The 21,755-nt window shown below is 63.9% G+C and carries 30 protein-coding genes and 1 tRNA gene; 25 read left to right on the forward strand and 6 right to left on the reverse strand.

What is annotated here, in order from left to right; genetic code table 11:
• Nucleotides 1–88: 88 nt before the first annotated feature.
• Nucleotides 89–652: an alkyl hydroperoxide reductase subunit C gene (gene ahpC / locus THI_RS12525; protein ID WP_013106625.1), complete on the reverse strand. Its 564-nt coding sequence runs from the start codon at nt 650–652 to the stop codon at nt 89–91.
• Between the two features lie 252 nt (nt 653–904).
• Here ahpC and THI_RS12530 point away from each other — a divergent pair, with 252 nt between their 5' ends.
• Nucleotides 905–1,798 (forward strand): NAD(P)-dependent oxidoreductase, encoded by an 894-nt coding sequence (locus tag THI_RS12530; RefSeq protein WP_041609011.1) that lies wholly within the window; start codon nt 905–907, stop codon nt 1,796–1,798.
• On the opposite strand, the gene THI_RS12535 is transcribed toward THI_RS12530, so the two are convergent.
• Nucleotides 1,782–2,705 (reverse strand): alpha/beta hydrolase, encoded by a 924-nt coding sequence (locus THI_RS12535; protein WP_141130589.1) that lies wholly within the window; start codon nt 2,703–2,705, stop codon nt 1,782–1,784. The genes THI_RS12530 and THI_RS12535 overlap by 17 nt on opposite strands.
• 152 nt (nt 2,706–2,857) lie before the next feature.
• Between THI_RS12535 and THI_RS12540 the strand changes: the two genes are divergently transcribed.
• The 22 genes from THI_RS12540 (at nt 2,858) to thiD (ending at nt 16,750) form a co-directional block, all read left to right on the forward strand.
• A tRNA-Ala gene (locus tag THI_RS12540) sits at nt 2,858–2,933 on the forward strand.
• 173 nt (nt 2,934–3,106) lie between these two features.
• Complete coding sequence (locus THI_RS12545) at nt 3,107–4,369, forward strand: tyrosine-type recombinase/integrase (protein ID WP_013106629.1); 1,263 nt, start codon at nt 3,107–3,109, stop codon at nt 4,367–4,369.
• A gap of 101 nt (nt 4,370–4,470) precedes the next feature.
• Nucleotides 4,471–4,779 (forward strand): hypothetical protein, encoded by a 309-nt coding sequence (locus tag THI_RS12550; RefSeq protein ID WP_013106630.1) that lies wholly within the window; start codon nt 4,471–4,473, stop codon nt 4,777–4,779.
• Entirely contained in the window at nt 4,772–5,161 is a 390-nt protein-coding gene (locus THI_RS12555; protein WP_013106631.1) for a hypothetical protein, read from the forward strand. Before THI_RS12550 ends, THI_RS12555 begins: the two co-directional genes overlap by 8 nt.
• A 91-nt stretch (nt 5,162–5,252) precedes the next feature.
• Nucleotides 5,253–6,011, forward strand: coding sequence for a hypothetical protein (locus THI_RS12560; protein WP_064971562.1), 759 nt, complete (start codon nt 5,253–5,255; stop codon nt 6,009–6,011).
• 92 nt (nt 6,012–6,103) lie between these two features.
• Nucleotides 6,104–6,319 (forward strand): hypothetical protein, encoded by a 216-nt coding sequence (locus THI_RS12565; protein ID WP_141130590.1) that lies wholly within the window; start codon nt 6,104–6,106, stop codon nt 6,317–6,319.
• On the forward strand, nt 6,316–6,645 hold the full coding sequence (locus THI_RS12570) for a helix-turn-helix domain-containing protein (protein ID WP_013106634.1): 330 nt from the start codon (nt 6,316–6,318) through the stop codon (nt 6,643–6,645). The genes THI_RS12565 and THI_RS12570 overlap by 4 nt, the downstream gene beginning before the upstream one ends.
• Nucleotides 6,642–7,331 carry a hypothetical protein gene (locus tag THI_RS18150; RefSeq protein ID WP_013106635.1) on the forward strand — a complete coding sequence of 230 codons (690 nt, stop codon included), beginning with the start codon at nt 6,642–6,644 and terminating at the stop codon, nt 7,329–7,331. Before THI_RS12570 ends, THI_RS18150 begins: the two co-directional genes overlap by 4 nt.
• A complete protein-coding gene (locus THI_RS12580; protein ID WP_013106636.1) occupies nt 7,328–7,660 on the forward strand; it encodes a single-stranded DNA-binding protein in 333 nt (110 codons plus the stop codon). The genes THI_RS18150 and THI_RS12580 overlap by 4 nt, the downstream gene beginning before the upstream one ends.
• A 147-nt stretch (nt 7,661–7,807) precedes the next feature.
• Complete coding sequence (locus THI_RS12585; RefSeq protein ID WP_013106637.1) at nt 7,808–9,733, forward strand: phage tail tape measure protein; 1,926 nt, start codon at nt 7,808–7,810, stop codon at nt 9,731–9,733.
• A 12-nt stretch (nt 9,734–9,745) separates the two neighbouring features.
• Nucleotides 9,746–9,958 (forward strand): hypothetical protein, encoded by a 213-nt coding sequence (locus THI_RS12590; protein WP_041609013.1) that lies wholly within the window; start codon nt 9,746–9,748, stop codon nt 9,956–9,958.
• Nucleotides 9,955–10,224: a hypothetical protein gene (locus THI_RS12595; protein WP_013106638.1), complete on the forward strand. Its 270-nt coding sequence runs from the start codon at nt 9,955–9,957 to the stop codon at nt 10,222–10,224. Before THI_RS12590 ends, THI_RS12595 begins: the two co-directional genes overlap by 4 nt.
• The gene (locus THI_RS12600) at nt 10,208–10,399 is read left to right on the forward strand and encodes a hypothetical protein (RefSeq protein WP_013106639.1); all 192 of its coding nucleotides are present in this window, start codon (nt 10,208–10,210) and stop codon (nt 10,397–10,399) included. Before THI_RS12595 ends, THI_RS12600 begins: the two co-directional genes overlap by 17 nt.
• Nucleotides 10,383–10,628, forward strand: a complete 246-nt coding sequence (locus THI_RS12605) for a hypothetical protein (RefSeq protein ID WP_013106640.1) — start codon at nt 10,383–10,385, stop codon at nt 10,626–10,628. The genes THI_RS12600 and THI_RS12605 overlap by 17 nt, the downstream gene beginning before the upstream one ends.
• A 15-nt stretch (nt 10,629–10,643) precedes the next feature.
• Entirely contained in the window at nt 10,644–10,862 is a 219-nt protein-coding gene (locus THI_RS18510; protein WP_079668503.1) for a hypothetical protein, read from the forward strand.
• A gap of 641 nt (nt 10,863–11,503) precedes the next feature.
• The gene (gene hemF, locus THI_RS12610; RefSeq protein WP_013106641.1) at nt 11,504–12,433 is read left to right on the forward strand and encodes an oxygen-dependent coproporphyrinogen oxidase; all 930 of its coding nucleotides are present in this window, start codon (nt 11,504–11,506) and stop codon (nt 12,431–12,433) included.
• A complete protein-coding gene (nadD, locus tag THI_RS12615) occupies nt 12,430–13,056 on the forward strand; it encodes a nicotinate-nucleotide adenylyltransferase (protein ID WP_013106642.1) in 627 nt (208 codons plus the stop codon). Before hemF ends, nadD begins: the two co-directional genes overlap by 4 nt.
• 13 nt (nt 13,057–13,069) lie before the next feature.
• Nucleotides 13,070–13,843 carry a ribosome silencing factor gene (rsfS, locus tag THI_RS12620; RefSeq protein WP_013106643.1) on the forward strand — a complete coding sequence of 258 codons (774 nt, stop codon included), beginning with the start codon at nt 13,070–13,072 and terminating at the stop codon, nt 13,841–13,843.
• A 37-nt stretch (nt 13,844–13,880) separates the two neighbouring features.
• Nucleotides 13,881–14,351 carry a 23S rRNA (pseudouridine(1915)-N(3))-methyltransferase RlmH gene (gene rlmH / locus THI_RS12625; RefSeq protein WP_013106644.1) on the forward strand — a complete coding sequence of 157 codons (471 nt, stop codon included), beginning with the start codon at nt 13,881–13,883 and terminating at the stop codon, nt 14,349–14,351.
• Nucleotides 14,352–14,410: 59 nt separating this feature from the next.
• The gene (gene thiM / locus THI_RS12630; protein ID WP_013106645.1) at nt 14,411–15,238 is read left to right on the forward strand and encodes a hydroxyethylthiazole kinase; all 828 of its coding nucleotides are present in this window, start codon (nt 14,411–14,413) and stop codon (nt 15,236–15,238) included.
• Complete coding sequence (gene thiE, locus THI_RS12635; protein WP_013106646.1) at nt 15,231–15,893, forward strand: thiamine phosphate synthase; 663 nt, start codon at nt 15,231–15,233, stop codon at nt 15,891–15,893. The genes thiM and thiE overlap by 8 nt, the downstream gene beginning before the upstream one ends.
• Entirely contained in the window at nt 15,890–16,750 is an 861-nt protein-coding gene (gene thiD / locus THI_RS12640) for a bifunctional hydroxymethylpyrimidine kinase/phosphomethylpyrimidine kinase (protein WP_013106647.1), read from the forward strand. Before thiE ends, thiD begins: the two co-directional genes overlap by 4 nt.
• On the opposite strand, the gene THI_RS12645 is transcribed toward thiD, so the two are convergent.
• Nucleotides 16,747–18,033 carry a purine-cytosine permease family protein gene (locus tag THI_RS12645; RefSeq protein WP_013106648.1) on the reverse strand — a complete coding sequence of 429 codons (1,287 nt, stop codon included), beginning with the start codon at nt 18,031–18,033 and terminating at the stop codon, nt 16,747–16,749. The genes thiD and THI_RS12645 overlap by 4 nt on opposite strands.
• Complete coding sequence (locus tag THI_RS19655) at nt 18,008–18,139, reverse strand: hypothetical protein (RefSeq protein WP_422125536.1); 132 nt, start codon at nt 18,137–18,139, stop codon at nt 18,008–18,010. Before THI_RS19655 ends, THI_RS12645 begins: the two co-directional genes overlap by 26 nt.
• Nucleotides 18,140–18,303: 164 nt before the next feature.
• On the opposite strand from THI_RS19655, the gene THI_RS12650 reads away from it, so the two are divergent.
• Together THI_RS12650 and THI_RS18920 are read left to right on the forward strand one after the other, a co-directional pair.
• Complete coding sequence (locus THI_RS12650) at nt 18,304–18,747, forward strand: hypothetical protein (protein ID WP_041609286.1); 444 nt, start codon at nt 18,304–18,306, stop codon at nt 18,745–18,747.
• A 179-nt stretch (nt 18,748–18,926) separates the two neighbouring features.
• Nucleotides 18,927–19,310, forward strand: coding sequence for a hypothetical protein (locus tag THI_RS18920; RefSeq protein WP_013106650.1), 384 nt, complete (start codon nt 18,927–18,929; stop codon nt 19,308–19,310).
• 98 nt (nt 19,311–19,408) lie between these two features.
• On the opposite strand, the gene THI_RS12660 is transcribed toward THI_RS18920, so the two are convergent.
• Nucleotides 19,409–19,867: a PGDYG domain-containing protein gene (locus THI_RS12660; RefSeq protein WP_013106651.1), complete on the reverse strand. Its 459-nt coding sequence runs from the start codon at nt 19,865–19,867 to the stop codon at nt 19,409–19,411.
• A gap of 21 nt (nt 19,868–19,888) precedes the next feature.
• Nucleotides 19,889–21,733, reverse strand: coding sequence for an ATP-binding cassette domain-containing protein (locus THI_RS12665; RefSeq protein WP_407830059.1), 1,845 nt, complete (start codon nt 21,731–21,733; stop codon nt 19,889–19,891).
• Nucleotides 21,734–21,755 lie beyond the last annotated feature (22 nt).

Genomic DNA, 21,755 nt, shown 5'->3' on the forward strand with positions numbered 1-21,755 from the left:
CGGCGGATTGCCGTGCGAAGTGCGCCGATTCAAAAGGCTACTGCCTGACCCAACGACTGCCAGGTCAGGCGCAGCGATGAGCCGACAATCAGATCTTGCCGACCAGATCCAGCGAAGGCTTGAGCGTGGCCGCGCCTTGCTTCCACTTGGCCGGGCAGACTTCGCCCGGATGCGAGGCCACATACTGCGCGGCCTGCACCTTACGCAGCAGTTCCTTGGCGTCGCGGCCGATGCCGTTGTCGTGGATTTCGCACAGCTTGATCACGCCTTCCGGGTTGATCAGGAAGGTGCCGCGCAGCGCCAGGCCTTCTTCTTCGATCATCACATCGAAGTTGCGGGTCAGCGCGCCGGTCGGGTCGCCGATCATCGGATAGTTCACCTTCTTGATCGCTTCGGAGGTGTCGTGCCAGGCTTTGTGGGCGAAATGCGTATCCGTCGAAACGCTGTAAATTTCCACCCCAAGAGCCTTGAAAGTGTCGTAGTTGTCGGCCAGGTCTTCAAGCTCGGTCGGGCAGACAAAGGTGAAGTCGGCGGGGTAGAACACCACGACCGACCATTTGCCCTTCAGGCTGGCCTCGGTCACGTCGAAAAACTTGCCGTTCTGGAAAGCGGTGGCCTTGAAAGGTTTGACTTCAGTGTTGATCAAAGACATGTGAAACTCCTTGAGGTTGCTGTTGACGTTCGGCTGTCGCCGACCTTGTAGAGAAGGTTTTACCTTCATTTATGTTGCAGTGCACACTGTAGAGAACGCGTCCCTGAACGTCCAATGGACACTTTCAATTCAGGCTATAGAAGGCCCCTATGCCTTCCTTATCCTTGCTTATGCCGCTCGCCCTTTCGTCCACCTTTGCCGATATTTTGAGGCCGCGAAGCAAAAGGCAAATCAAACTCTAACTTGTCCGACATGACGACTTCAATTGCTTTCATCGGCCTGGGTGCCATGGGTGCGCCCATGCTGGGCCATTTGCTGCAACTGGGCTGCAGCGCCAAAGCCTATGCCCGCAGCGACAGCAGCCGCACTGCCGCGGCCGAGCTGGGCGTTCAGCTTTGCGCCAGCCCGGCAGAGGCCGCGCGCGGCGCCGAATTCATTTTCACCAACGTCACCTCGACCGAAGACGTGCGCAATGTGCTCTGCGGGCCGGAGGGCGCTATGCATGGCGCACAGCCCGGCGCGGTGTGCGTTGACCACAGCACCATCTCACCGGAAGGGGCGCGTGAAATCGGGCAGGCCCTGCGGGCCGCCGGGCTGCATTTTCTCGACGCCCCCGTGTCGGGCGGCGTGAACGGCGCGAAGCAAGCCAGCCTGAGCATCATGGTCGGCGGCGATGCCGCAGTGTTCGCCCGCTCCCTTCCCTTGCTGCGCGCCCTCGGCCAAAACGTGCGCCACCTCGGGCCCAGCGGCAGCGGCCAGGTGGCCAAGGCCTGCAATCAACTCATTCAGGTCGTCACCATCGAAGCCATCGCCGAGGCTTTGCTTTATGCCACGCGGCAAGGCGTGGACGCCCACGCGGTGCTCGGCGCCATTTCCACAGGTTTTGCCGGCAGCCGCATGCTCGATCTGATGGGCCCGAAAATGGCGCAGCGCGATTTCGCCGCGGGCATCGAAGCCCGGCTGCACGCCAAGGACTTCGGCCTGATCGCCGCATCGGCCCAGGCCGCCGGGCTGCATCTGCCCGCACTGGAACAGGTACAGCGCCAGCTCGATGCGCTGATGCAATCCGGCTGGGGACGGGACGACACCTCCAGCCTGTTGCGGGTGCTGGAGTCGCAACAGGACGGGCTCAATCGGCCGGAGTGAGGTCTTGCGCGGAATCGACGGTGTTGGCGGCGTCGGCCGTTTCGCTCACGCGCTCGCGCTCTCGCGTCCCGATCAGATCCCACAGACGGCTGTGCAACGCAGACCCCGGCTGCGCCAGCGCGTCCAGCGCCGAAAAGTGATGCGCGCCCGGAGCGACCAGCGTCTTGCCCGATCCGGGCCAGTGGCGGTGCATCAACCGGGCCTGCGCGTGAAAAGCCTCAGACTCGTCAGCGCCCACCGCCAAGGCCAGCGCAGCCGGCCCGGCGGGAGGTAACCACGCCGGCGACATCGCCCGCGCCGAATGTTGCGTGAGCTTCAGATCGCGCTGCAAAAACGCCGTCTTGCGCACCGCCTCCAGGTCGTACACCCCCGACAACGCGAGAGCCCCCGCTGGAATCTGGGCCGGCAGATCGTCGCCGTACCAATCGAAGCGGCAGGCCAGCATCATGGCCGCCAGATGCGCGCCCGCAGAATGCCCCGCCAGAACGATGCGCGAACGATCCACGCCAAAGTCTTCCGCCCGGCGCCAGACCCACGCCAGCGCCTGCACCACATCGCCCACGATCTGCTGCAACGTCGCCCCGGGGGCAAGCGCGTAATTCACCACCACCACATGCACTCCGCGCGCCACGAACGGCGGCGCGATGAAACTGTGATCAGCCTTGTCCAGCGAACGCCACCAGCCGCCGTGGATGAACACCAGACAGGGCGCCAACCCCGTCGCGGCCGGGGCGAACCAGTCCAGCGTCTGCGCAATCGAATCGCCATACGGCAGATCGAGCAGGCAGGGCCAGTTCAACCGCGCCTCCTGCGAGTCGCGCTTCCAGCGCGCGAGATAGTCGGCCCAGTCGGGCACCAGCTCACGATTGTTGAATTGGCGGTCGAGCACCGCAGCGTCGTAACGCATCATCCCACCCCACCGGGTTCGAATACGGATTTATGACGGCTTGATGGTAGGCCGGGAAGTCGCACCTCACCACCTGAGATACCGTTCGTTACCAATCACCCACCCCCGGCAATCGATCCCGCTTCCCGGCGTCGGTTATGATTTTGCTTTTCGGGCCGATAGCTCAGCTGGGAGAGCGCTGCGTTCGCAATGCAGAGGTCGGGAGTTCGATCCTCCTTCGGTCCACCATCAACACGTTCGTAGCAGTACGCAGAAGGCCGTAAAGCAAAGAGAAATCAACGCTTTACGGCCTTTTTTCGTTCGTAGCAGTGCGCCGCAGTGCGTTGACAGCCGGTATTTCCTGACGGTATCTTGGACGGTATCCCGTCTTTTTTGACGGTATCGACCGAGGAAATACCGTCATGCCGCTGACAGATACCGCCGTTCGCCAAGCCAAGCCGACCGACAAGCCGCGCAAGCTGCCCGACGAAAAAGGGCTGTACCTGCTGGTGACGGTATCCGGCGGCAAACTTTGGCGGTATGACTACCGCTTTGCGGGCAAGCGCAAGACGCTGGCGCTGGGCGCGTATCCCGATGTGACGCTATCCGAAGCCCGCAAGCGCCATGCAGATGCGCGTGCAATGCTTGCCGCTGATCCGCCCATTGACCCGGCAGACGCCAAACAACAGCGCAAAGCAGAACAGAAAGCCGAGGCAGAGCACGCTGCCCTGGTGAGCGAAGGCAAGCCGCTACCCGGCATGTTTGAAACCGTTGCACGCGACTGGATTGCACGCCACCTCGACGCCAAAGCCGCCAGCCATCGGGACAAGGTTGTCCGCCGCCTTGAGCGCGACGTGTTCCCCTATCTTGGCCGCCGCCCTGTTGCCGAAATCACCGCGCCGGACATCTTGGCCGTGCTGCGCCGGATTGAAGGCCGTGGCGTGCTGGAAACCGCGCACCGCGCGCAGCAGAACATCGGCCAAGTGATCCGCTATGCCATCGCCACAGGCTGCGCCGTCAACGATCCCACACAAGCCCTGCGCGGAGCATTGCCCGCCTACATCCCCAAACACATGGCTTCACCGGCAGATGATCCGCAGGCCGTGGGCGCCATCCTGCGCGCGCTCGACGCCTTCAAGGGCACGCCGATTGTGGCCACCGCCATCAAGCTGCTGCCGATGGTGTTTTGCAGGCCCGGCGAACTGCGCACCATGCGCTGGGAGGATGTTGACCTCGACCGCGCGCAGTGGCGCTACATCGTGAGCAAGACCAAGACGGAACATCTTGTTCCCCTGTCTCGGCAGGCCGTGGCGCTGCTGCGCGACCTGCACCCGCTGACAGGCCACTTGCCCGCAGGCTGGGTGTTCGTCGGACGCGCACCGACACAGCCCATGTCTGACGCCGCCATCAACGCCGCCTATCGACGCCTGGGCATCGACACCCGCACCGAACTGACCGGGCATGGCTGGCGATCTGTGGCGCGCACCATCCTGCATGAACACCTGGGCTATGAGCCTGCCGTGATCGAACACCAGCTTGCGCACGCCGTGCCCGATGCGCTGGGCACCAGCTACAACCGGACGAAATTCCTCAAGCAGCGCCAGCAGATGATGCAGGCGTGGAGCGATTACCTCGACAAACTCAAGACCGGCGCGGAAATCATTCCGATCCGTGGCGCAGCCTGACGATCAACACCGCTGCCTGACGGTTTCAGGCAAAGCGGGCATCCCTGGTGCAGTCACACCGGGACGCCCTGACCACAACCCACCTATGAAAGAGGTGAATCATGGCTGACCGAGACCTTACCACTATCGAAGTAATCAAAACGCACGGGCTAAATGAACGCACGCCGCATAAATGGAGCGACATCTACGTCTTGCGCCAAGATGTGACCCATCTGAACATTCAAGACAACATTGATCGCTGCGTCCTTCAGCTTGAAGGCATGGCGACTGTTCTCAGCGAGGCGCTGGACTTCAACAGAGACATTCTCGAGAGCTTCGCCTGGGCGATCAGAGACAAGGCGTCAGAACTGCGTGCACTGATAGATGTGGCAGACGACCTGCGTATTCAAAAGGAGAACAACCATGCTTGAAGTAGCCAAAGAGAACACCAAATCCGACATTGCAGCCCAAGTTCAACGCATGCGCTCAGTTGTGCGCCTGACGCTGAACGCCGTTTTGTGTCGGCATGATGATTCGACGCTTGGGGTAGAGGAGTTGCAGGCGGCTATAACGCTGCTGGGTGATCAGTGGCGCAAGATCAACGAATTAGGAGACGTTGATCTCGACGAGGGCCTGGGCTGGTTTCAAGCGAAAGCCCTGATTGCCGTCTTGAACGTTAAGACTTGGCGGATGCTTGAGGACAATCACAAGACATTCGATCCGGTCGAAATAGCGGATGTCGAAAACACTCTGCATTTGCTGTGCGAGCTACTCTCGGCGCCATCCAAAACGGCGGCAAAGCTAGCCGCCTGACCCGTTTTGCCCGGCCTAGGCTGATCCCCGAAAACCCGCGACCCTGGCGGGCGGGCCGGGCACCCCATCAGGGATGTGCGAAAGGGATCGCATGGCATCAGACAAACGGCCCGCTTGGCTGCTCCTATGGATGGAAGCCAACGTGGCAATGATGCAATATCACTCCCACAAGGGCGGAGTTGCCCTGTTCAGGGCGTATCAGCTACACAGAAAAGCCGCTGCCGCGTGGCGAGCCGATCCAGAAGCCCAGCGGGCCGAGGCCGCATCTTCATCGCGCGATCAAGCAGGGCGCGGCCACATATGGAAATCGGGCAGCGACGTGCTCGCAGAGCAGCGCGAGCTGCTTCTGAGCGACCTCGATGATGTGGTGGATGATCTGAACAGAGTTTTTGAAAGATGGAGCGGTCATGCCGACCACCTGACGGAACTTGTAGCAGCGCTCAGGGTAGGTCGGATTTCGCCCAGCGCTGCTAAGCGACAAGCGGCTTGGTGGAGGGTGCAAGAACTGATGATTCAGCGGTATCTTGACATGCAGGACGACCGGCGGTTCATCAGCAAGTCCGCGTTGCTTGAGCGTGTGGGCGCAGAACTCGGTGTGTCGCGTCCGACGGCGCTGGCCGCGTGGGAGGGGTTCCTCAAGGGCCTCCCGCATCAAAAAGCATGGGTCGAGCGCATCGCGGCTGCCGCAAAACGGAGGGCGTCATCTAAACAAGAGATTGTGCAGGCCAAAAAGCCCCGGCAACAGGCGCAGGTCGTCAAGGCAACAAAGCGCGCAAAGCCCCAAAAAAGCGCGCACTTCAGGTTGATGAAATTGTCGAGCGGTAGGAGGTTGTCAAAACCGAAGGTATAGGCTCGACAGCTTTTTCAGATTTTCTCTGGCAGGGTATGGCGCATGGCTCGCAGCGAACGATAGCGAGCCACGTTCAACCTGAAAGGAAAATCGTGAAAACCCAACCCCAACGAACCATTGAGCCCGGCGCCTGGTACCGTCTGGCCGAAACCTTCAGCACGCCTACGCGGCGCGGCCTTGTGCCAGTCGGTAAGACTTGGCTTTACCAGCAAATAGCGAGCGGGCGTCTTGCGAGTCGCAAGATCGGCACCCGCGCTACCGTCGTTTCAGGCTCCGACCTGATCAAGCTGTTTGGAGACGATCAATGAGCGCCCCAAACAGAAGCGCCGCAGCCTTGTCGGAGGCTTGCGGCGCGGGTAACGGGGCAGACGAGAACGAACAACTGTTTCATGGTAACGGTGCGGCCCAGCAGCGCGCAAGGCTTTTGCGGCACCTGCAAGAGCATGGTCAGATCGACACGCTCACGGCCCGCAGGGAGCTGGACATCCTGATGCCAGCGGCCCGCGTCTTCGAGCTGCGAGCGCTGGGTGAGCCCATCACACTGGTTTGGGTAACGCGCACAACCGATTGCGGTAAACCTCACCGCGTCGGGCTGTATATCTGGGGCGGATCAGGCGAGGATGCGCTCCAGTGAGCAAAAAGCGCCACGCCCCTTCTGAGGCCGTATCGGGCCGGTATTCGCCTATCCCGCATTCGTTGCTTGATAGCGCCGCATTTCAGGCTTGCAGCCCACTGGCGAAGGCCCTGGTGTTCGAGCTGATGCGGCAACACACCGGCAACAACAACGGCCATATTCGTCTGTCGCAAAGCTGGCTGACTGGACGGGGCTGGTGCATTGCATCGCTGTATCGATCGCGCGACGAACTGCTGCATTACGGCCTGATCGTTCAGACGCGGCACGGCGGCCTGCGCAACGGGAGCCATCTTTACGCCATGACATGGCTGGCCGTGACGAACTTTGTCGGCCTGGACATCGGCGCGCATCAATATCACCCCGGCGCGTACCTGCTGCCCGTGAAAGAGCTATTCCAGCCCCGCGTCAAAAAGGCGAAGTCTGCCGATCCGGTGGAGCCGGAAAAACAAAACGGCCATCTGCCGCGCAGAGTAGGAAAGCCCGTTTCTACTCTGCCGCGCAGACTAGGGGACACCCCCGCCAAGTCTGCCGCGCAGAGCAGAAATGGCACTTTTGAGGCTGCCCCCTACTCTGCCGCGCAGACACAAGTTAATAAGCCATTCCCTGCATTGCAATTCCAAAGGGCTGCATTGCCTGGAATGAGGACGGCGGCCCGACTTCGCCCACTGAACTGGAGACTGACGTGATCGACGCCCTGATAGGTGGCACGCTGCACGGCACCGCCGAACAGAAAACCGGCCAAGCTGGAAAGCCGTTTGTGGTGCGCAAGGTGCGCACGCCGATGCAAAGCGGTGAAGCCTTGTTCGTGAACGTGATTTGCTTCGACAAGGCGGCAGGCGCTGCCTTGCTGGCGCTGCACGCTGGCGAGCCGGTACACATCGCCGGAACGCTCACGCCGAAGGTATGGACGCCGCCACAAGGCGAGCCGCGCCCGGTGCTCGACATGCAGGCCCATGCGGTGCTGACGACGTATGCGGTGCAGCGCCAGCGCAAGTCTGCCGCAGACGCCCTATGACCCCGTTATCCACCTGGCGCAACGCCACAACCCTGAAAGGCCCATCCATGAATGACACCCTCGACCCGGCACTGCTCGCATGACCTGCAAATCCACCCCAAAACCACACGCGGCCCAAAACGCGCGCTTTCACTGAAAGGAAATTCAATGTTTGAAGCCTACAAAATCGGCGTTCACCTCAAGCTCCAAGACGGCGTGACAGCCGGACTGCTCGCCCTATCGAACCGCATGCGCATCGCTGACCGCGACGTGGTTCACCTGCAAGGCCGCCTTGAGAAGCTGCGCAAATCAGCCGCTATCGGGATTGGAGAGACGGGCCTGGGGGTTGGCATACTCGCTGCCTTCAAGCCCGCTGTGGAGGCGGCCAACGAATATCAGCAGCAGATTGCCCGTCTTGGCGCGATGGGTTTTGGCGACCAAATCACGCAGCAGGCGGCGAAAGCGGCTGCGGGCATGAAGATCATGGGCGCCTCAATCATCCAAACCACGGAAGCCCTTCGCGACGCCCTGGCGATTGCGCCACACCTGAGCGAAGCCAAGTTGCTGGCACCTACGCTGGCCCGCGTGCCGTTCGCGGCCCGGATGTACGGCCTAGAACCGACTGCCGCGCACACCGATGCGCTGAACATGCTGCGCGCCGCTGAACAACGCGAGGGCATGACGCACCCGCACAAGATTCTTGCCGCTGCGAACGAGTTCTGGCAAATGGCGGCGTTTTCAGGGTGGCGGCTTACCGGTGCCGACTTCCGAGGTCTCGCCTCGACAGGGGGCGTAGCGTTCAAATTACTCAGTATGCAGGGTCTGCGCAACTTGGAACCCGTGTTGCAGGAGATGGGCGGGCGCCAGACCGGCACCGGGCTAATGAGCGCGTACAACAACCTGATTGAAGGCCGCATGCTGATCGGCAACAGCCAGATCATCCAAACCTTGCAAAAGCTGAATTTGCTGGATTTGCACAAGACCATTCGGGCGAAGAACGGCAACATCAAACGACTGATGCCCGGCGCAGTACTTGGCACCAGCACGCTGCAGAAAGACCCGGCAGAGTGGCTGAAGGACTACTTCCTACCGACCGCCATTGCGCACGGGTACACCACACTGGATCAGCAAATCGGGCTGCTGAACGACATCACAAGCAACCGCACCGCAGCGCGCATCCTCACCACTCTGCTGCAGAACTTGCCGGGATTGGCCGCCAAATCCGCGCAGATCGCCAAAACCGACAACATCGACCAAGCAGCTTCCCGGTACAGCAAGACCGCACAGGGCCAATACGACGCGGCGGGCGCGGCGTGGACTACGGCAAAGGTGAATTTCGGCGGCACGGTGCTGCCCTACGCCACAGAAGCCCTCACTGGTCTGACGCACCTGATCACAAGCCTTACCGGCCTGATGGATCGGCACGCCACGGCCACCAAGATTCTCGCTGGTGCGCTGGTCACGCTGGGCGCAGGCTTGGCGATCAGTGGCACGGTAACGCTGGCCACCACAGCATTCAGAGGCTTGGGTCTGGCGCTGGCCTTCGAGACGGCAGGCGGTGCGTCAGGTATCGCAAATGCCGCCAGTGCGCTGGCCAAGCTGGCGGGGCCTGTCGCGGCACTGGCCGGTGTCGGATGGGCAGCCTACGAGGCGACGAAATGGGCGATGCATAAGACAGGCCTGGACACCGCCCTGTCACAAAGTCATCTGCTCGACGGCGCGTTCAGGATTTGGGCCAAAGACGCACCGACTTGGCTTGGCGGCATGGGAAGCGGCTTTCACGATCCCGACGATACGAGTTGGCAGCGACGCTCAGAGGGCTTTGTCAGCCCCCCCCCCGATCATGGTGCAGGTCAACCATCAGACCAGGCTCGACAGTCGCACCTTGCACGAAAGCGTGACGCAGTACCTCAGCCGAGGCGCGGAGCGATCCCCCATCGGCCCGAACGACGCGATTTCGTCCCTGGCGATGCCCTCCCCGGCTTTGACCGGAGGCATGCGCTGATGGAGGCACGTTGCGCGACGGCTCGAGAGCATTCGCGAATTTTCGCGAAGCCCGATACCCCCCCCGGCGCAGCCGCGCCACAACCCTGAAAGGACTGCACCATGACAACAGCACCACCGAAAACCCGCCGTCAATTCGAGGCGGACGCACAGCGCGCGCACTTCATGCGAATTAAGCATGTCGCAAGCACATGCAACGACGATCTGTCGCTGCGTGCAAAGCTGCTTGCCCGGTGCGCAGAGCTATACCGCGAGGATTTGGCACGCGCCGAGGCCGACTATCGGGCACAGCAGCGCGCGCTGGGGCAGCGATGAGCGCGAAACGCAAAACGCCTGCAATCAGCGCCAGCACTTGCGAGGTACTCGACCCTATCCCCCGGCAAAAGGTGCGCCTTCATACCGTTGATGACCTGCGCTTGGAGATGGGCCGCGTCTACAACGACATGCGCGCCGGACGGCTGGAATCTGGCGAGGGAACGAAGCTGGCCTACGTTTTAGGCCAAATGGTGCGGGTGTTTGAGCTTGCCGTGATCGAGAAGCGCATCGACGCATTGGAGATGACCCATGAGCAAAAACCTTGAGACCCGCCTGCAACGCCTGGAGCGCATCGCTCGACCGCGCTCTGCTGGCGCTGTGGATGTGCTGATCTTCGGTGTCGGACGCAATGACGCAGGGGACTGGGTGGAGGATGCGCAGCCGGGCATCGTGCTACGCATTCCCGCAGCAAGCGAGGCACGCCATGACGCGCAACCTTGAAAGCCGCCTGCAACGACTGGAGCAGCAGCGCCAGGTGCCCCACGACGCACGCGAGTGCACAGACGCCGAGCTGCTGCGCATTTTGCGCATCGGCGAAGCCGCCTTCGTTCGCATGGCGAACTCTGTAGACGCCAAAGATCAAGAGCCGCCTGACGATTGCACCCCGGCAGAGCGCGAGGTGTGGCACTACTTGCGCGACGTGCTGCACTTCGACAAGCTGCCGTTCTGAAACGGACTATTCACCATGCCCCGATGGACTGACGAAGCGCGAGCCAAGCAAGCCGAGGCCATCAGACGGTGGAAGCCGTGGGAGCGCAGCACGGGGCCGCGCACAGCCGCAGGCAAGGCCAGAGCCAGCGCGAATAGCCTCACGCATGGCATATGGCGCGGTGAAACGTGGATGCGTGCATGGCGTGCCGAGACACGGGCGAAGCTGGCCGAGCTATTGCAGCGCCGCCGGTAGTGCATCGGCAGATAAACCGCCGCCCGGCCATTGCGCCGGGTTTTTTTGCGCCTGTGGTGCGGACACTTCCCGACGGCATAGCAAATGGCATAGCAAAAGAATGGCAAATGCCATTCCGCATACGGCGGTGTCCCACGGGACAGACACGGAACGCACACGGGACAGAAGCCCCTTCAAAGCCCCTTCGAAGCCCCTTGCATGCGGCAATGGACGAAACCCACCGGGTTTTCTGCATGCACGGCTTGCAGGCCGCTGAGCGATTCTCGAAACCAACCCCATAAGCGGATGCGCTCGATCTACGAGCCGCTTATCTTGCATTAATTTTTCAACCCGATCTGTCGGCACTGAACAACACCCGCCGATACACTGCACGTCTGCTGGAGCTGGGCTGTTTCTGTGGTGTGACGCAGGGGCAGCGACGCCTAGAAGACGGTATTTTCGACGGTATTCACGCTGTCGCACGAAGATGAAACCTTTTTATTTCAGTCACTTAGCCTGATAGTCCGATTGCCCTTCGGCCACCAAACACCCAAGCCCAGGCCAGCGCCTGGGCTTTTGTTTTGCGCGTCGGGCGCTCGGCAATCGTGAAAGAATTGTGACCTTCTGAAATGAGCCTGGCGCATGGCGCGGGCTTTACTGTCATGCAAACCGCTGCTATGCAAACCGAACAGGTCCGCTCTTACCTTCTCGATCTCCAGGCCCGCATCCTCGAAGCGCTTCAAGCTGCGGACGGTCAGCCCTTTCGCCGCGATACGTGGACGCGCCCCGCCGACTCGCCGCTGCAGGGCGAGGGCATCAGCAGTCTGATCGAGTTTGGCGGTCTGCTCGAGCGCGGGGGCTGCAACTTTTCGCATGTGCGCGGCCCCAAGCTGCCGCCTTCGGCCACGCAGCACCGGCCCGAACTGGCGGGAGCGCCGTTTGAGGCGCTGGGCATTTCGCTGGTGTTCCACCCGACCAACCCCTATGTGCCGACGGTGCATATGAATGTGCGCATGCTCATGGCCGAACCCGAAGGCCAGGCGCCGGTGGCGTGGTTCGGCGGCGGTATGGATCTCACGCCTTATTACGGCTTCGAAGACGACGCCCGCCACTTTCACCGCACCTGCCAGGCGGCGCTTGCGCCGTTTGGCGATGACCACTATCCGCGCTTCAAGGCGTGGTGTGACGAATACTTCTTTCTCAAGCATCGCAACGAGCCGCGCGGCATCGGTGGTGTGTTTTTTGACGATTACAACGAGGGCGGCTTCGAGCAGAGTTTCGCCCTGATGCGCGCCGTGGGCGATGCCTTCCTGCCGGCCTATGTGCCCATCGTCGAGCGGCGTCGCGCCCTGCCCTACGGCGAACGCGAGCGCGACTTCCAGGCCTACCGCCGCGGGCGCTATGTCGAGTTCAATCTGGTGTGGGATCGCGGCACGCACTTCGGTCTGCAGTCGGGCGGGCGCACCGAATCCATCCTCATGTCGATGCCGCCTATTGTGAAGTGGCGCTATGACTGGCACCCCGAGGCGGGCTCGCCCGAGGCGCAGCTGTACGACACCTTTCTCAAGCCGCGGGATTGGGCCGCTGCATGAATGGCGTCGCCTCGGCAAAGCCCCGGCGCATCGGTTTGCTCGGCGGCAGTTTCGACCCGATTCACAACGCACACCTGCAGCTCGCGCAGAGCGCCTGCAGCGAGTTGGCGCTCGACGCTGTCTGGTTCATCCCCGCCGGGCAGCCTTGGCAGCGCGACCCGCTGGCGGCGAGCCCGCAACAGCGTTGGGACATGGTGAATCTCGCCATCGCCGGACGCACCGGCCTGCGCGCCTGCGACATCGAGCTCAAGCGTCAGGGGCCGAGCTACACCATCGACACCGTGCGCGAGTTGCGCGCCGCGCATCCAGACGCGGCGTTCACCTTCATTCTGGGCGCCGATCAGTTGCGCAACCTCCCGACCTGGAACGGCTGGGAAGATATCGTGGCCGAGGTCGATCTGGCCGCCGCGCGCCGACCGGGCTACGACGACAAGGCGCCGCCTCAACTCGTTGAAGCCCTGGCCGCCAGTGGGCATCTCCTGCACCGCCTGTCCATGCCCGAGATTGATCTCTCGGCCACGCGCATCCGCCGCCATCTCGCCCAAGGCGAATCGCTCGCCGGGCTGGCGCCTGCCGCTGTGGCACACTACATTGATCAACATCGCCTTTACACGCACTCATAACGCACTCATCAGCATGGACATCCGGAAACTGCAACGCACCATCGTCGACGCTCTGGAAGACGTCAAGGCCCAGGACATCGAGGTGTTCAACACCGAAGAACTCACCAGCCTGTTCGACCGGGTCATCGTCGCCAGCGGCACGTCCAACCGCCAGACGCGCGCGCTGGCCAGCAGTGTGCGCGACAGCGTGAAAGCCGCCGGATTCGCGGTGCGCAATCCCGAAGGCGAAGAAACCGGCGAGTGGGTGCTGGTGGACTGCGGCGGCGCGGTGGTGCACATCATGCAGCCCGCGATCCGTGCGTATTACAAGCTCGAAGAACTGTGGGGCGCCAAGCCGGTTCACCTCAAGCTCGGCGGCGCCAAACGGGTCGGCGCGAAAGTGGCCGCCAAGGGTCCGGACAGCCGCCCCGACAAGCCCGAAGACGACACCAAGGCGCCGGCTCGGAAAACCGCGGCCCGCAAGAGCGCGGCCAGCAAAACCGTCGTCCGCAAGCGTCCAGCCGCCAAGAAGGCCGCGGCGAAAACCGCCCCCGCGCGCACCTCGCCGTATGGCGAAACCGGCACCGAGAAAAAACGCGTGACCCGCGTGGTCGGCACGGCTGCGGGCGCTCGCTCCGCCCCGGTGGCTCCGGCCCGCAAGCGGGCGCAGCCCGCCGAGGCACCGGTTGCCGCCAAACGACCCGCCGCGCGCAAATCCACCGCCGCTGCGGGCAAGCGCCCCGCGGCCAAGAAAGCCGCGTCCCCAACGCAGACCAAGCGCGTTGCGGCCAAAAAGCGGGCGTCCTGACCGCCTCGCGGCTGGCTGACCCGCCGTCGGGCTCCGCATGAAACTCTGGCTGCTCGCCGTGGGCCAGCGCATGCCGCGCTGGGTGGACGAAGCCTATGCCGACTACGCCAAGCGCCTGCCGCCCGAAACGCCCCTGCTTCTCAAGGAGATCAAGGCAGAGGCGCGCAGCTCCAGCATCAGTGCCGAAGCGGTGATGGAACGCGAGGCGCAGCGCATCGAGGCCGCCGTGCCAGCGGGCGCGCGCCTCGTCACCCTCGATGAACGCGGCCAGCGACTCACCACCGCCGCGCTGGCTGAAGCCTTGCAGCACTGGCGCCAGGAGGGCCGCGACGTCGCGCTGGTCATCGGTGGCGCGGATGGCCTGGCCCCGCGCCTTAAACAGAAGGCCGACACCTTGCTGCGGCTCTCCGATCTCACCCTGCCCCACGGCCTCGTGCGGGTGCTGCTGGCCGAACAGCTTTACCGCGCGCACAGCCTGCTCAGCGGCCATCCCTATCACCGCGCCTGACGGCCTGCCGCCGCGCCGCGCACGGCGATAATCAGGGCTGGACTTCGCTGCTAAACATCATGCCATTCCCTAACGCCGACTCTCTCTGGGCCGATGTGCTCGCCGTGCGCCAGCAACAACCGCTGGTGCACAACATCACCAATTTCGTGGTGATGAATTACAACGCCAATGCCCTGCTGGCGCTGGGCGCCGCGCCGGTGATGGCGCACGCCCGCGAAGAGGTGCGCGACATGGCCGGCATCGCTCAGGCGCTGGTGCTCAATATCGGCACTTTGTCGCCGGAGTGGATCGAGGCCATGGTCATGGCGTTGCAGACGGCGCGCGGACGCGGCATTCCGGTAGTGCTCGACCCGGTGGGCGCCGGAGCTACGCCCTACCGCAACCGCGCCGTTGCCGAGTTGCTCGCCGCGGGCAGCCCCACGGTGCTGCGCGGCAACGCCTCGGAGATTCTCAGTGTCGCCGGGGTGGAGGCGGCCACCCGCGGCGTGGACAGCGCCGCCGCGTCGGACGACGCGGTGCAGACCGCCCGCACGCTCGCCGCCCGCCTGGGCGCTGTGGTCTGCGTGAGTGGCGCGACCGACCACATCCTCGCGCCCGATGGCCGTCATGTGCGCCTGTCCAACGGGCATGTGTGGATGACCCGAGTCACGGGCGTGGGCTGCTCAGCCACGGCGCTGATCGGTGCTTTCTGCGCGGTGCAGCCCGACGCGTTTCACGCCACCATCGCCGCGATGGCCTATCTCGGTGTGGTCGGCGAAGTCGCCGCCGCGCAAGTGCAAGCGCAGGGCCGCGGCGTCGGCCAGCTGCAAATCGCCCTGCTCGACGGCCTGCAACTTCTGGACGCCGAAACCTTCCACGCGCGCCTGCGCCTGCAAACCGATGACTGATTCCGCCCGTCGCTGGCCCCTGGCCGCGCTGCGGCTGCACCTGGTCACCGACGCCGCCCTGTGCGGCCCGCGCGGCGTTGAGGCCGTGGTCGCCGCAGCGGTGAGGGGCGGGGCCACCTGCGTGCAGTTGCGCGAAAAGCAGCTCGACACCCGGCCTTTCGTCGAACGCGCCCGCGCGCTCAAGGCCCTGCTCGCACCGCTGGAGGTGCCGCTGATCATCAACGACCGGCTCGATGTGGCGCTGGCCGCGGGCGCAGACGGCGTGCATGTCGGCCAGAGCGATCTGCCGCCCGAAGACGTGCGACGGTTGATGCCGCACGCCCTCATCGGCCTGTCGGTCGAAAACCCCGAGCAGGTGCGCGCGGCAGCCGATATGCCGGTGGATTACCTCGGCGTCAGCCCGGTGTTTTCCACCCCGAGCAAACAAGACACCGCCCCCGCACTCGGCCTCGAAGGGCTGCGGGCGATGCGTGCCTTCACCGATCTGCCTTTGATCGCCATTGGCGGCATCGATCTGAACAATGCCGCGCAAGTGCTGGCCGCAGGCGCCGACGGCTTGGCCGTGGTGCGGGCGCTGTGCGCCGCGCCCGACCCCGCTGCCGCCGCGCAAGCCTTGCGCCAGCTCACCGACTCGTCCACCTTCGTCCATTCATGAACGCGACCGAACCCCTGCAAGACACCCCTACCGTCGCGCGTTACGCCCGCGTGCTGAGCATCGCTGGCTCCGACAGCGGCGGCGGCGCCGGCATCCAGGCCGACCTCAAAACCATGGCCGCGCTGGGCTGCTATGGCATGACGGCCATCACCGCCATCACGGCGCAGAACACGCAAGGCGTGCGCGCCATTCAGGCGCTGCCGCCCGAATTGCTCGCGCAGCAGATCGACGCCGTGGTCGAAGACATCGGTGTGGATGCGGTGAAAATCGGCATGCTGCACGATGTGGGCGTGGTGCGGGTGGTGGCAGACGCCATTCGCCGCCATCGTTTCGCCCATGTGGTGCTCGACCCGGTGATGGTCGCCACCAGCGGCGACAAGCTGATCACCGAATCCACCGTGGACCGGCTCGTTGATGAGCTCTTTCCCCTCGCCACGCTGATCACCCCCAACCTCGACGAAGCCGCCTGGCTACTGCGGCTGGACACCATCAACGCCGACGCGCTGGAAGACACGGCCAATCGGCTGCATGTGCTGGGCGCTCACGCGGTGCTGCTCAAGGGCGGCCACTTGCCCGGCCCGCAGCTCACCGACTTGCTGCGTCTGCCCGATGGAGAAGTGCGGCGCTGGGAAGCGCCGCGCATCCCCACGCGCAACACCCACGGCACGGGCTGCAGCCTGTCATCGGCCATCGCGTGCTATCTCGCCCTGGGTGAGACGCTGACCGATGCCGTGGCGCATGGTCGGGACTATGTGCGAAAAGCGCTGCTCGCCGGGGCCGACATGCAACTCGGCCACGGCCACGGCCCGCTCAACCACGGTCACGCACCTTTGGCGACGAAGCGCCTACCGCTCTAAGCCGCCGCGGGCGCCCGCGCCTCGCGCCAGCGCAGCGCACCCGCCGCCAGCAATGTGAAGGCCAGGCTGGGCAAGGCCGAGCCCCAATTCGGCCACCACACCGTGCCCAACTGAAACACGCCGATGCCCAGTAACCACACGCTCATCGGCCCCCAGCGCAAGTTGCTCTGCGGCGGCAAACCCGGTGCCAGCTGCGCGATCACCACGCCAAACAGCGGCACGAAAATTGAACTCAGGGTGAGCAGAAAGGGCTCAAGTGCGTGCATCGGCAGCGCCAGCGCCGCCGCAGTGGCCAGCAGCACCAAGGTCATGCCAATACGACGAATGCTCCAGCGGTCGTTGAGAAAGTTGGTCGATACCGCGCCCGAATGCACGTCGCCATAGGCGTTGTCCACCTCATCCACCAAAATGAAACCCAGCGCAATCAATCCGCCCTGAGCCAGCAGCAGGGTGCTAAGCATGTCGATATTGGCAGGCGACACGCTGATGACCAGCACGCCCAGGGCGTAGCACCAGATGTTCGCCGCGGCATAGCCGAGCCAGGTGCCGCGCGCCGTGGCGCCGGCGTGGCGCCCGTAGCGGGCATAGTCGGCCACCAACGGCAGCCACGACACTGGCATGGCGATCACCAGATCCACTGCCGCCAGCAAGCTCATCGAACCGACGCCCGGCTGCACCCACAGCGCGGCAAAGCCGTGCTGCCAGGCCTTGAGTCCGAACTGATAGCTCAGCCAGAGCAGCGAGGCGACGATCAGCGGCATTGCCGCGCGGCTGACGAAACGCCGCACCAGCCCGATCATCCGCCCGCTGGCGAGCACCAGCAGCAACGAGCCCCAGGCCAGCGTCGCCACCACAGGCACCCAGGCCCCGCGTGCACCGAACACCTGCTCGACGATGGTGCGGGTGCCATCGCGCATGATCACCAGCTCGAACGCCGTCCAGCCCAGCAGTTGCACCACATTGAGCGCCACGGGCAGCATGGCGAAGCGCTGCCCCAGCGTGCGCCCGATCAGTGCCGAACTCGACAGACCGTGTTGGCTGCCGATCCCCGCCACCCAGGCCAGCAAACCCGCGCCCAGCAAGGACCCCAGCGCAATCGCCCCGGCCGCCTGCGGCAGGCTCAAGCCCGGACGCAGATACGCGCCCACCTGCATGACCAGCAGCCCCACCCCCAGACTGAACCACAGCGCGGCGGCATCGGTGAAGGTGAAAATACGTTCCGCCGCGGGAACCGAGGCATTGGACGCGTGCGCCGCGTCACTTGAAGTTGTGTGTGTTGCCATGACCCATTTCTGCGTGCTCGCGCAGAAACCCGGCCGGGCCATGCGCGCCATAGCACGCGCTGCCCACCCTGCTTCCCTGCGCGAGGATGACCTCAATCAGGTTCAAAGGGACTCTCTCAGCGAAGCTGCCTACTGCCGCAGCCCCGCACCCCCAGCGTTGCGCCGCAGGATTGCGACACGGCGTCGATTGTAGGCAGGATGACTCCTACGAGCCGCACCACGCCAGCGCCGGAGCACGGCTAAGCTATGCCGCCTGACCTGCGTCTACCCATGCGCCCGATCCGCTCTCGCCACCGCCTGACCTTGGCCGCACGCCAGCTCTGGGCCGCGCCCTATTCGCTGCTCGGCCTGCTCGCCGCCCTACCCGCCTGTGCGCTGGGCGCCCGGCTGCGCCGCAGCGGCCACACCCTGGAATGCACGGGAGGGCAACTGGGCCGTTGGGTGCAGCGCCTGCCCAACCGCCATCGCCTCGTCGCCCTCACTCTGGGACATGTCATCCTCGCGGTCGACGCCCCCGCCATGCAGCGGCTGCGCGCTCACGAGCGCGTGCATGTGCGGCAATACGAGCATTGGGGCCCATTTTTCGGGCCCGCCTATTTGCTGGAGAGCCTGTGGCAAACCCTGCGCGGGCGCGATGCCTACCTCGCCAACCGATTCGAGCGGGAAGCCTATGCGAAGGGCGGACCATTTCTCACGAAACCTCATGATCAGTAAGCCCGCCGCGCTGGGTACCGAAAACGAACGCAGCGGCGGCGCTCCGTGCTCGCGCAATCGCTTGATCGGCCCTGAAGTTGCGCGCCCCAAATTATTGACGCGCATCAATCCCCGTGTTTCGCAAACGCCTAGCCTGACTGCGAGTCAACCTTGACTCAAAACTTTTTCAGGAGAGTGCCATGATTGCCACCAAGCCATTTTTGACTGCCTTGTCTCTCAGCATCCTGCTCGCAGGTGGAGGGCTGACCGCAACTTCTGCCTACGCTCAAACCCAAAAGCAGGAAACCATCTACGGTAGCCAGTTGATGACGCAGAAGGAGCGTCGTGAATACCGACTCAAAATGCGCGAGGCGAAAACCACAGAGCAGCGGGAACAGATCCGGGCAGAACATCACAAGCTGATGCAGGAACGTGCGAAGGAGCGCGGCGTCAAGCTGCCTGATGCGCCCCCGGCGCAAGGCATGCATCAAGGCATGGGCTCAGGTGGCGCCATGGGTCCTGGCGGCGGAGGCATGGGCCCTGGCGGCGGCGGCATGGGGCCGGGCGGCGCAGCGAAACCATGATTCAGCTCAGTCGGCCTTCTCAAGGAAACGCCGGGCCGCCCCAACTTTCCTTGACCCCCACGGGGGGCGGGCTGGGCACAGCCCAGCCCTGGGGGCGCTCAAGGAGGCGCGACTTTCCGGTAAACCTGCGCAAACCGTCCCTGCTCCACCACGCCGTAATCGCCCGGCGCGTATTGCAGCAGCCAATCACCGGGGTTGCCGCGCAGCAGATCGCCGCCAGCGCTGCGGGCCATGCGAAACGGTGTGGGCATCTGCCGCGCCAGAACGGGAATGGGCTGGTTGATGTAAGCGCCATTCTGTCCCATGGACGTCGGCGCGAGGGCTTGGTAGCGCGCCTCGAAACGGGCGCGCGACACGCTCCAGCGGTCGCCGGTGGCGCCGGTGATGATGGCATCGCCCGCTGCGTAACGATTGGGGCCTTCGCGGCTGGTCAATTCGCCGGAATCGACGGCGAATTGCACCTGCACGGTCTCATGCTTGATGTAGGTGGCTGCCTGCGGGTCGATGCGCAAATCGACGTTTTGCAACAGCGGCGCGCTGGGTTCGTTTTCGGTCATGGCGGATTTGTTCACCGTCTCTCACTTGCCATCGAGCACTTCCCAGCGTTCCAGGGCGTGGAGCAGTTCTTCGTCGATCTGCGCGTAACGTTCCTGCATCTCGCTGATCCGCGTCGTGGCAGAGGTATAACTCGCCGGGTCGGCCAGTTGATCGGAAAGCGATTTCTGCTCCGCCTCCAGCGCGGCTATGCGGCCGGGTAGTTCCTGCAGCTCCCGCTGTTCCTTGTAGCTCAGCTTGCGCTTGGCCGGTACGGGGGGAATGGGCGGCTGTGCCTGAGCCGATTTGGTGGGCGCCGCGCCGCGTTTGTCCGCCCCGCCTGCGGCCGATTTATTCAGCTGCGCCTGCAAGGCGCGGGCACGCTGCGATTGGGTGAGCCAGTCGGAGACGCCGCCCTCGTATTCGCGCCAACGGCCAGGGTCTTCCGGCGTGGCCTCGCTCACTATCGTGCTGGTGACCACATTGTCGAGAAAGCGACGGTCGTGGCTGACCAGAAACACGGTACCGGGAAAGTCTTGCAGCAACTGCTCCAGCAGTTCCAGCGTGTCGATGTCGAGGTCGTTGGTCGGCTCGTCGAGTACCAGCACATTGGCCGGGCGGGCGAACAACCTAGCCAGCAGTAGGCGATTGCGTTCCCCCCCTGAAAGCGACTTGACCGGCGAGTTGGCCCGCGCGGGCGAGAACAAAAAATCGCCCAGATAACTCATCACATGCTTGCGCTGCCCGGCCACCTCAACCCATTCGCTGCCGGGGCTGATGGTGTCGGCCAGGGTGGCGTCAAGGTTGAGCACGGCGCGCATCTGGTCGAAATAGGCGATCTGCAAGCGCGTTCCCTGTCGCACGGTGCCGCTATCGGGTTCGATCTCGCCCAGAATGAGCTTGAGCAGCGTGGTTTTGCCCGCGCCGTTGGGCCCAATGAGGCCGACCTTGTCGCCACGCAGAATGGTGGCGGAAAAATCGCGCACCAGCACTCGGTCGCCATAGGCCTTGTTGACGCCTTGCAACTCGGCCACGATCTTGCCGCTGGACTGACCGCCATCCACCTCAAGTTTGACGCGCCCGAGCGAATCGCGCCGCGCCGCGCGTTGGCTGCGCAGCGCCTCCAGGCGGTTGATGCGGCTCACGCTGCGGGTCCGCCGCGCTTCTACGCCCTTGCGTATCCACACTTCTTCCTGCGCCAGAAGCTTGTCGGCGCGGGCGTTCATCACCGACTCATCGGCCAGTTCCTGCTCCTTACGCGCCTCATAAGCGGCGAAATTGCCGGGATAACTGCGCAACGTGCCGCGATCGAGTTCGACAATGCGGGTCGCCACATCGTCGAGAAACGCCCGGTCGTGGGTGATGAGAATCAGGCTGCCGCGAAAGCCGGTGAGCAGTTCTTCCAGCCAGGCGATGGCATCGAGATCGAGGTGATTGGTCGGCTCGTCGAGCAGCAGCACGTCGGGCGCCGCCACCAGCGCCTGCGCCAGGGCCACGCGCTTTTGCATCCCGCCGGACAGACTGCCCACGAGCGTCGTGCCGTCGAGTTGCAGACGCTGCAGTGTTTGATCGACGCGCGTCTCCCAGTTCCATCCGTCGAGCAGTTCGATACGGGTCTGCAGGGCGTCGAGGTCGTCTTCGGGCGCGTGCTGCTCGAAACGGTCGCGCAGGGCGCGGGCTTCGGCCACGCCTTCGCTCACCACATCGAACACGCTGGCTTGGGCAGAAAAATCCGCCTCCTGCGGCACATACACCCGGCGCAGACCCTGCTGCACCTGCACCAGGCCATCGTCGGGCGGCTCCAGCCCGGCCAGAATACGCAGCAGGGATGACTTTCCGGTGCCGTTGCGACCGATCAGGCCCACCCGCTCGCCCACCTCCAGCGACATGGCGGCATGATCAAGCAAGGCC

Source organism: Thiomonas arsenitoxydans (genome assembly GCF_000253115.1).
Lineage (GTDB): Bacteria > Pseudomonadota > Gammaproteobacteria > Burkholderiales > Burkholderiaceae_C > Thiomonas > Thiomonas arsenitoxydans.

What these genes read in the sequence shown, in the direction of transcription:
- ahpC (WP_013106625.1), bottom strand. Translation starts at nt 652, where the DNA reads ATGTCTTTGATCAACACTGAAGTCAAACCTTTCAAGGCCACCGCTTTC.
- THI_RS12605 (WP_013106640.1), top strand. Translation starts at nt 10,383, where the DNA reads ATGACGCGCAACCTTGAAAGCCGCCTGCAACGACTGGAGCAGCAGCGC.
- thiD (WP_013106647.1), top strand. Translation starts at nt 15,890, where the DNA reads ATGAACGCGACCGAACCCCTGCAAGACACCCCTACCGTCGCGCGTTAC.
- THI_RS12600 (WP_013106639.1), top strand. Translation starts at nt 10,208, where the DNA reads ATGAGCAAAAACCTTGAGACCCGCCTGCAACGCCTGGAGCGCATCGCT.
- THI_RS12665 (WP_407830059.1), bottom strand. Translation starts at nt 21,733, where the DNA reads ATGTCGCTGGAGGTGGGCGAGCGGGTGGGCCTGATCGGTCGCAACGGC.
- THI_RS18510 (WP_079668503.1), top strand. Translation starts at nt 10,644, where the DNA reads ATGCCCCGATGGACTGACGAAGCGCGAGCCAAGCAAGCCGAGGCCATC.
- thiE (WP_013106646.1), top strand. Translation starts at nt 15,231, where the DNA reads ATGACTGATTCCGCCCGTCGCTGGCCCCTGGCCGCGCTGCGGCTGCAC.
- rlmH (WP_013106644.1), top strand. Translation starts at nt 13,881, where the DNA reads ATGAAACTCTGGCTGCTCGCCGTGGGCCAGCGCATGCCGCGCTGGGTG.
- THI_RS12585 (WP_013106637.1), top strand. Translation starts at nt 7,808, where the DNA reads ATGTTTGAAGCCTACAAAATCGGCGTTCACCTCAAGCTCCAAGACGGC.
- THI_RS12535 (WP_141130589.1), bottom strand. Translation starts at nt 2,705, where the DNA reads ATGCGTTACGACGCTGCGGTGCTCGACCGCCAATTCAACAATCGTGAG.
- nadD (WP_013106642.1), top strand. Translation starts at nt 12,430, where the DNA reads ATGAATGGCGTCGCCTCGGCAAAGCCCCGGCGCATCGGTTTGCTCGGC.
- THI_RS12555 (WP_013106631.1), top strand. Translation starts at nt 4,772, where the DNA reads ATGCTTGAAGTAGCCAAAGAGAACACCAAATCCGACATTGCAGCCCAA.
- THI_RS12570 (WP_013106634.1), top strand. Translation starts at nt 6,316, where the DNA reads ATGAGCGCCCCAAACAGAAGCGCCGCAGCCTTGTCGGAGGCTTGCGGC.
- THI_RS12545 (WP_013106629.1), top strand. Translation starts at nt 3,107, where the DNA reads ATGCCGCTGACAGATACCGCCGTTCGCCAAGCCAAGCCGACCGACAAG.
- THI_RS18920 (WP_013106650.1), top strand. Translation starts at nt 18,927, where the DNA reads ATGATTGCCACCAAGCCATTTTTGACTGCCTTGTCTCTCAGCATCCTG.
- hemF (WP_013106641.1), top strand. Translation starts at nt 11,504, where the DNA reads ATGCAAACCGCTGCTATGCAAACCGAACAGGTCCGCTCTTACCTTCTC.
- THI_RS12645 (WP_013106648.1), bottom strand. Translation starts at nt 18,033, where the DNA reads ATGGCAACACACACAACTTCAAGTGACGCGGCGCACGCGTCCAATGCC.
- THI_RS12650 (WP_041609286.1), top strand. Translation starts at nt 18,304, where the DNA reads ATGCGCCCGATCCGCTCTCGCCACCGCCTGACCTTGGCCGCACGCCAG.
- THI_RS12660 (WP_013106651.1), bottom strand. Translation starts at nt 19,867, where the DNA reads ATGACCGAAAACGAACCCAGCGCGCCGCTGTTGCAAAACGTCGATTTG.
- thiM (WP_013106645.1), top strand. Translation starts at nt 14,411, where the DNA reads ATGCCATTCCCTAACGCCGACTCTCTCTGGGCCGATGTGCTCGCCGTG.
- rsfS (WP_013106643.1), top strand. Translation starts at nt 13,070, where the DNA reads ATGGACATCCGGAAACTGCAACGCACCATCGTCGACGCTCTGGAAGAC.
- THI_RS12595 (WP_013106638.1), top strand. Translation starts at nt 9,955, where the DNA reads ATGAGCGCGAAACGCAAAACGCCTGCAATCAGCGCCAGCACTTGCGAG.
- THI_RS12530 (WP_041609011.1), top strand. Translation starts at nt 905, where the DNA reads ATGACGACTTCAATTGCTTTCATCGGCCTGGGTGCCATGGGTGCGCCC.
- THI_RS12550 (WP_013106630.1), top strand. Translation starts at nt 4,471, where the DNA reads ATGGCTGACCGAGACCTTACCACTATCGAAGTAATCAAAACGCACGGG.
- THI_RS12590 (WP_041609013.1), top strand. Translation starts at nt 9,746, where the DNA reads ATGACAACAGCACCACCGAAAACCCGCCGTCAATTCGAGGCGGACGCA.
- THI_RS12560 (WP_064971562.1), top strand. Translation starts at nt 5,253, where the DNA reads ATGGCATCAGACAAACGGCCCGCTTGGCTGCTCCTATGGATGGAAGCC.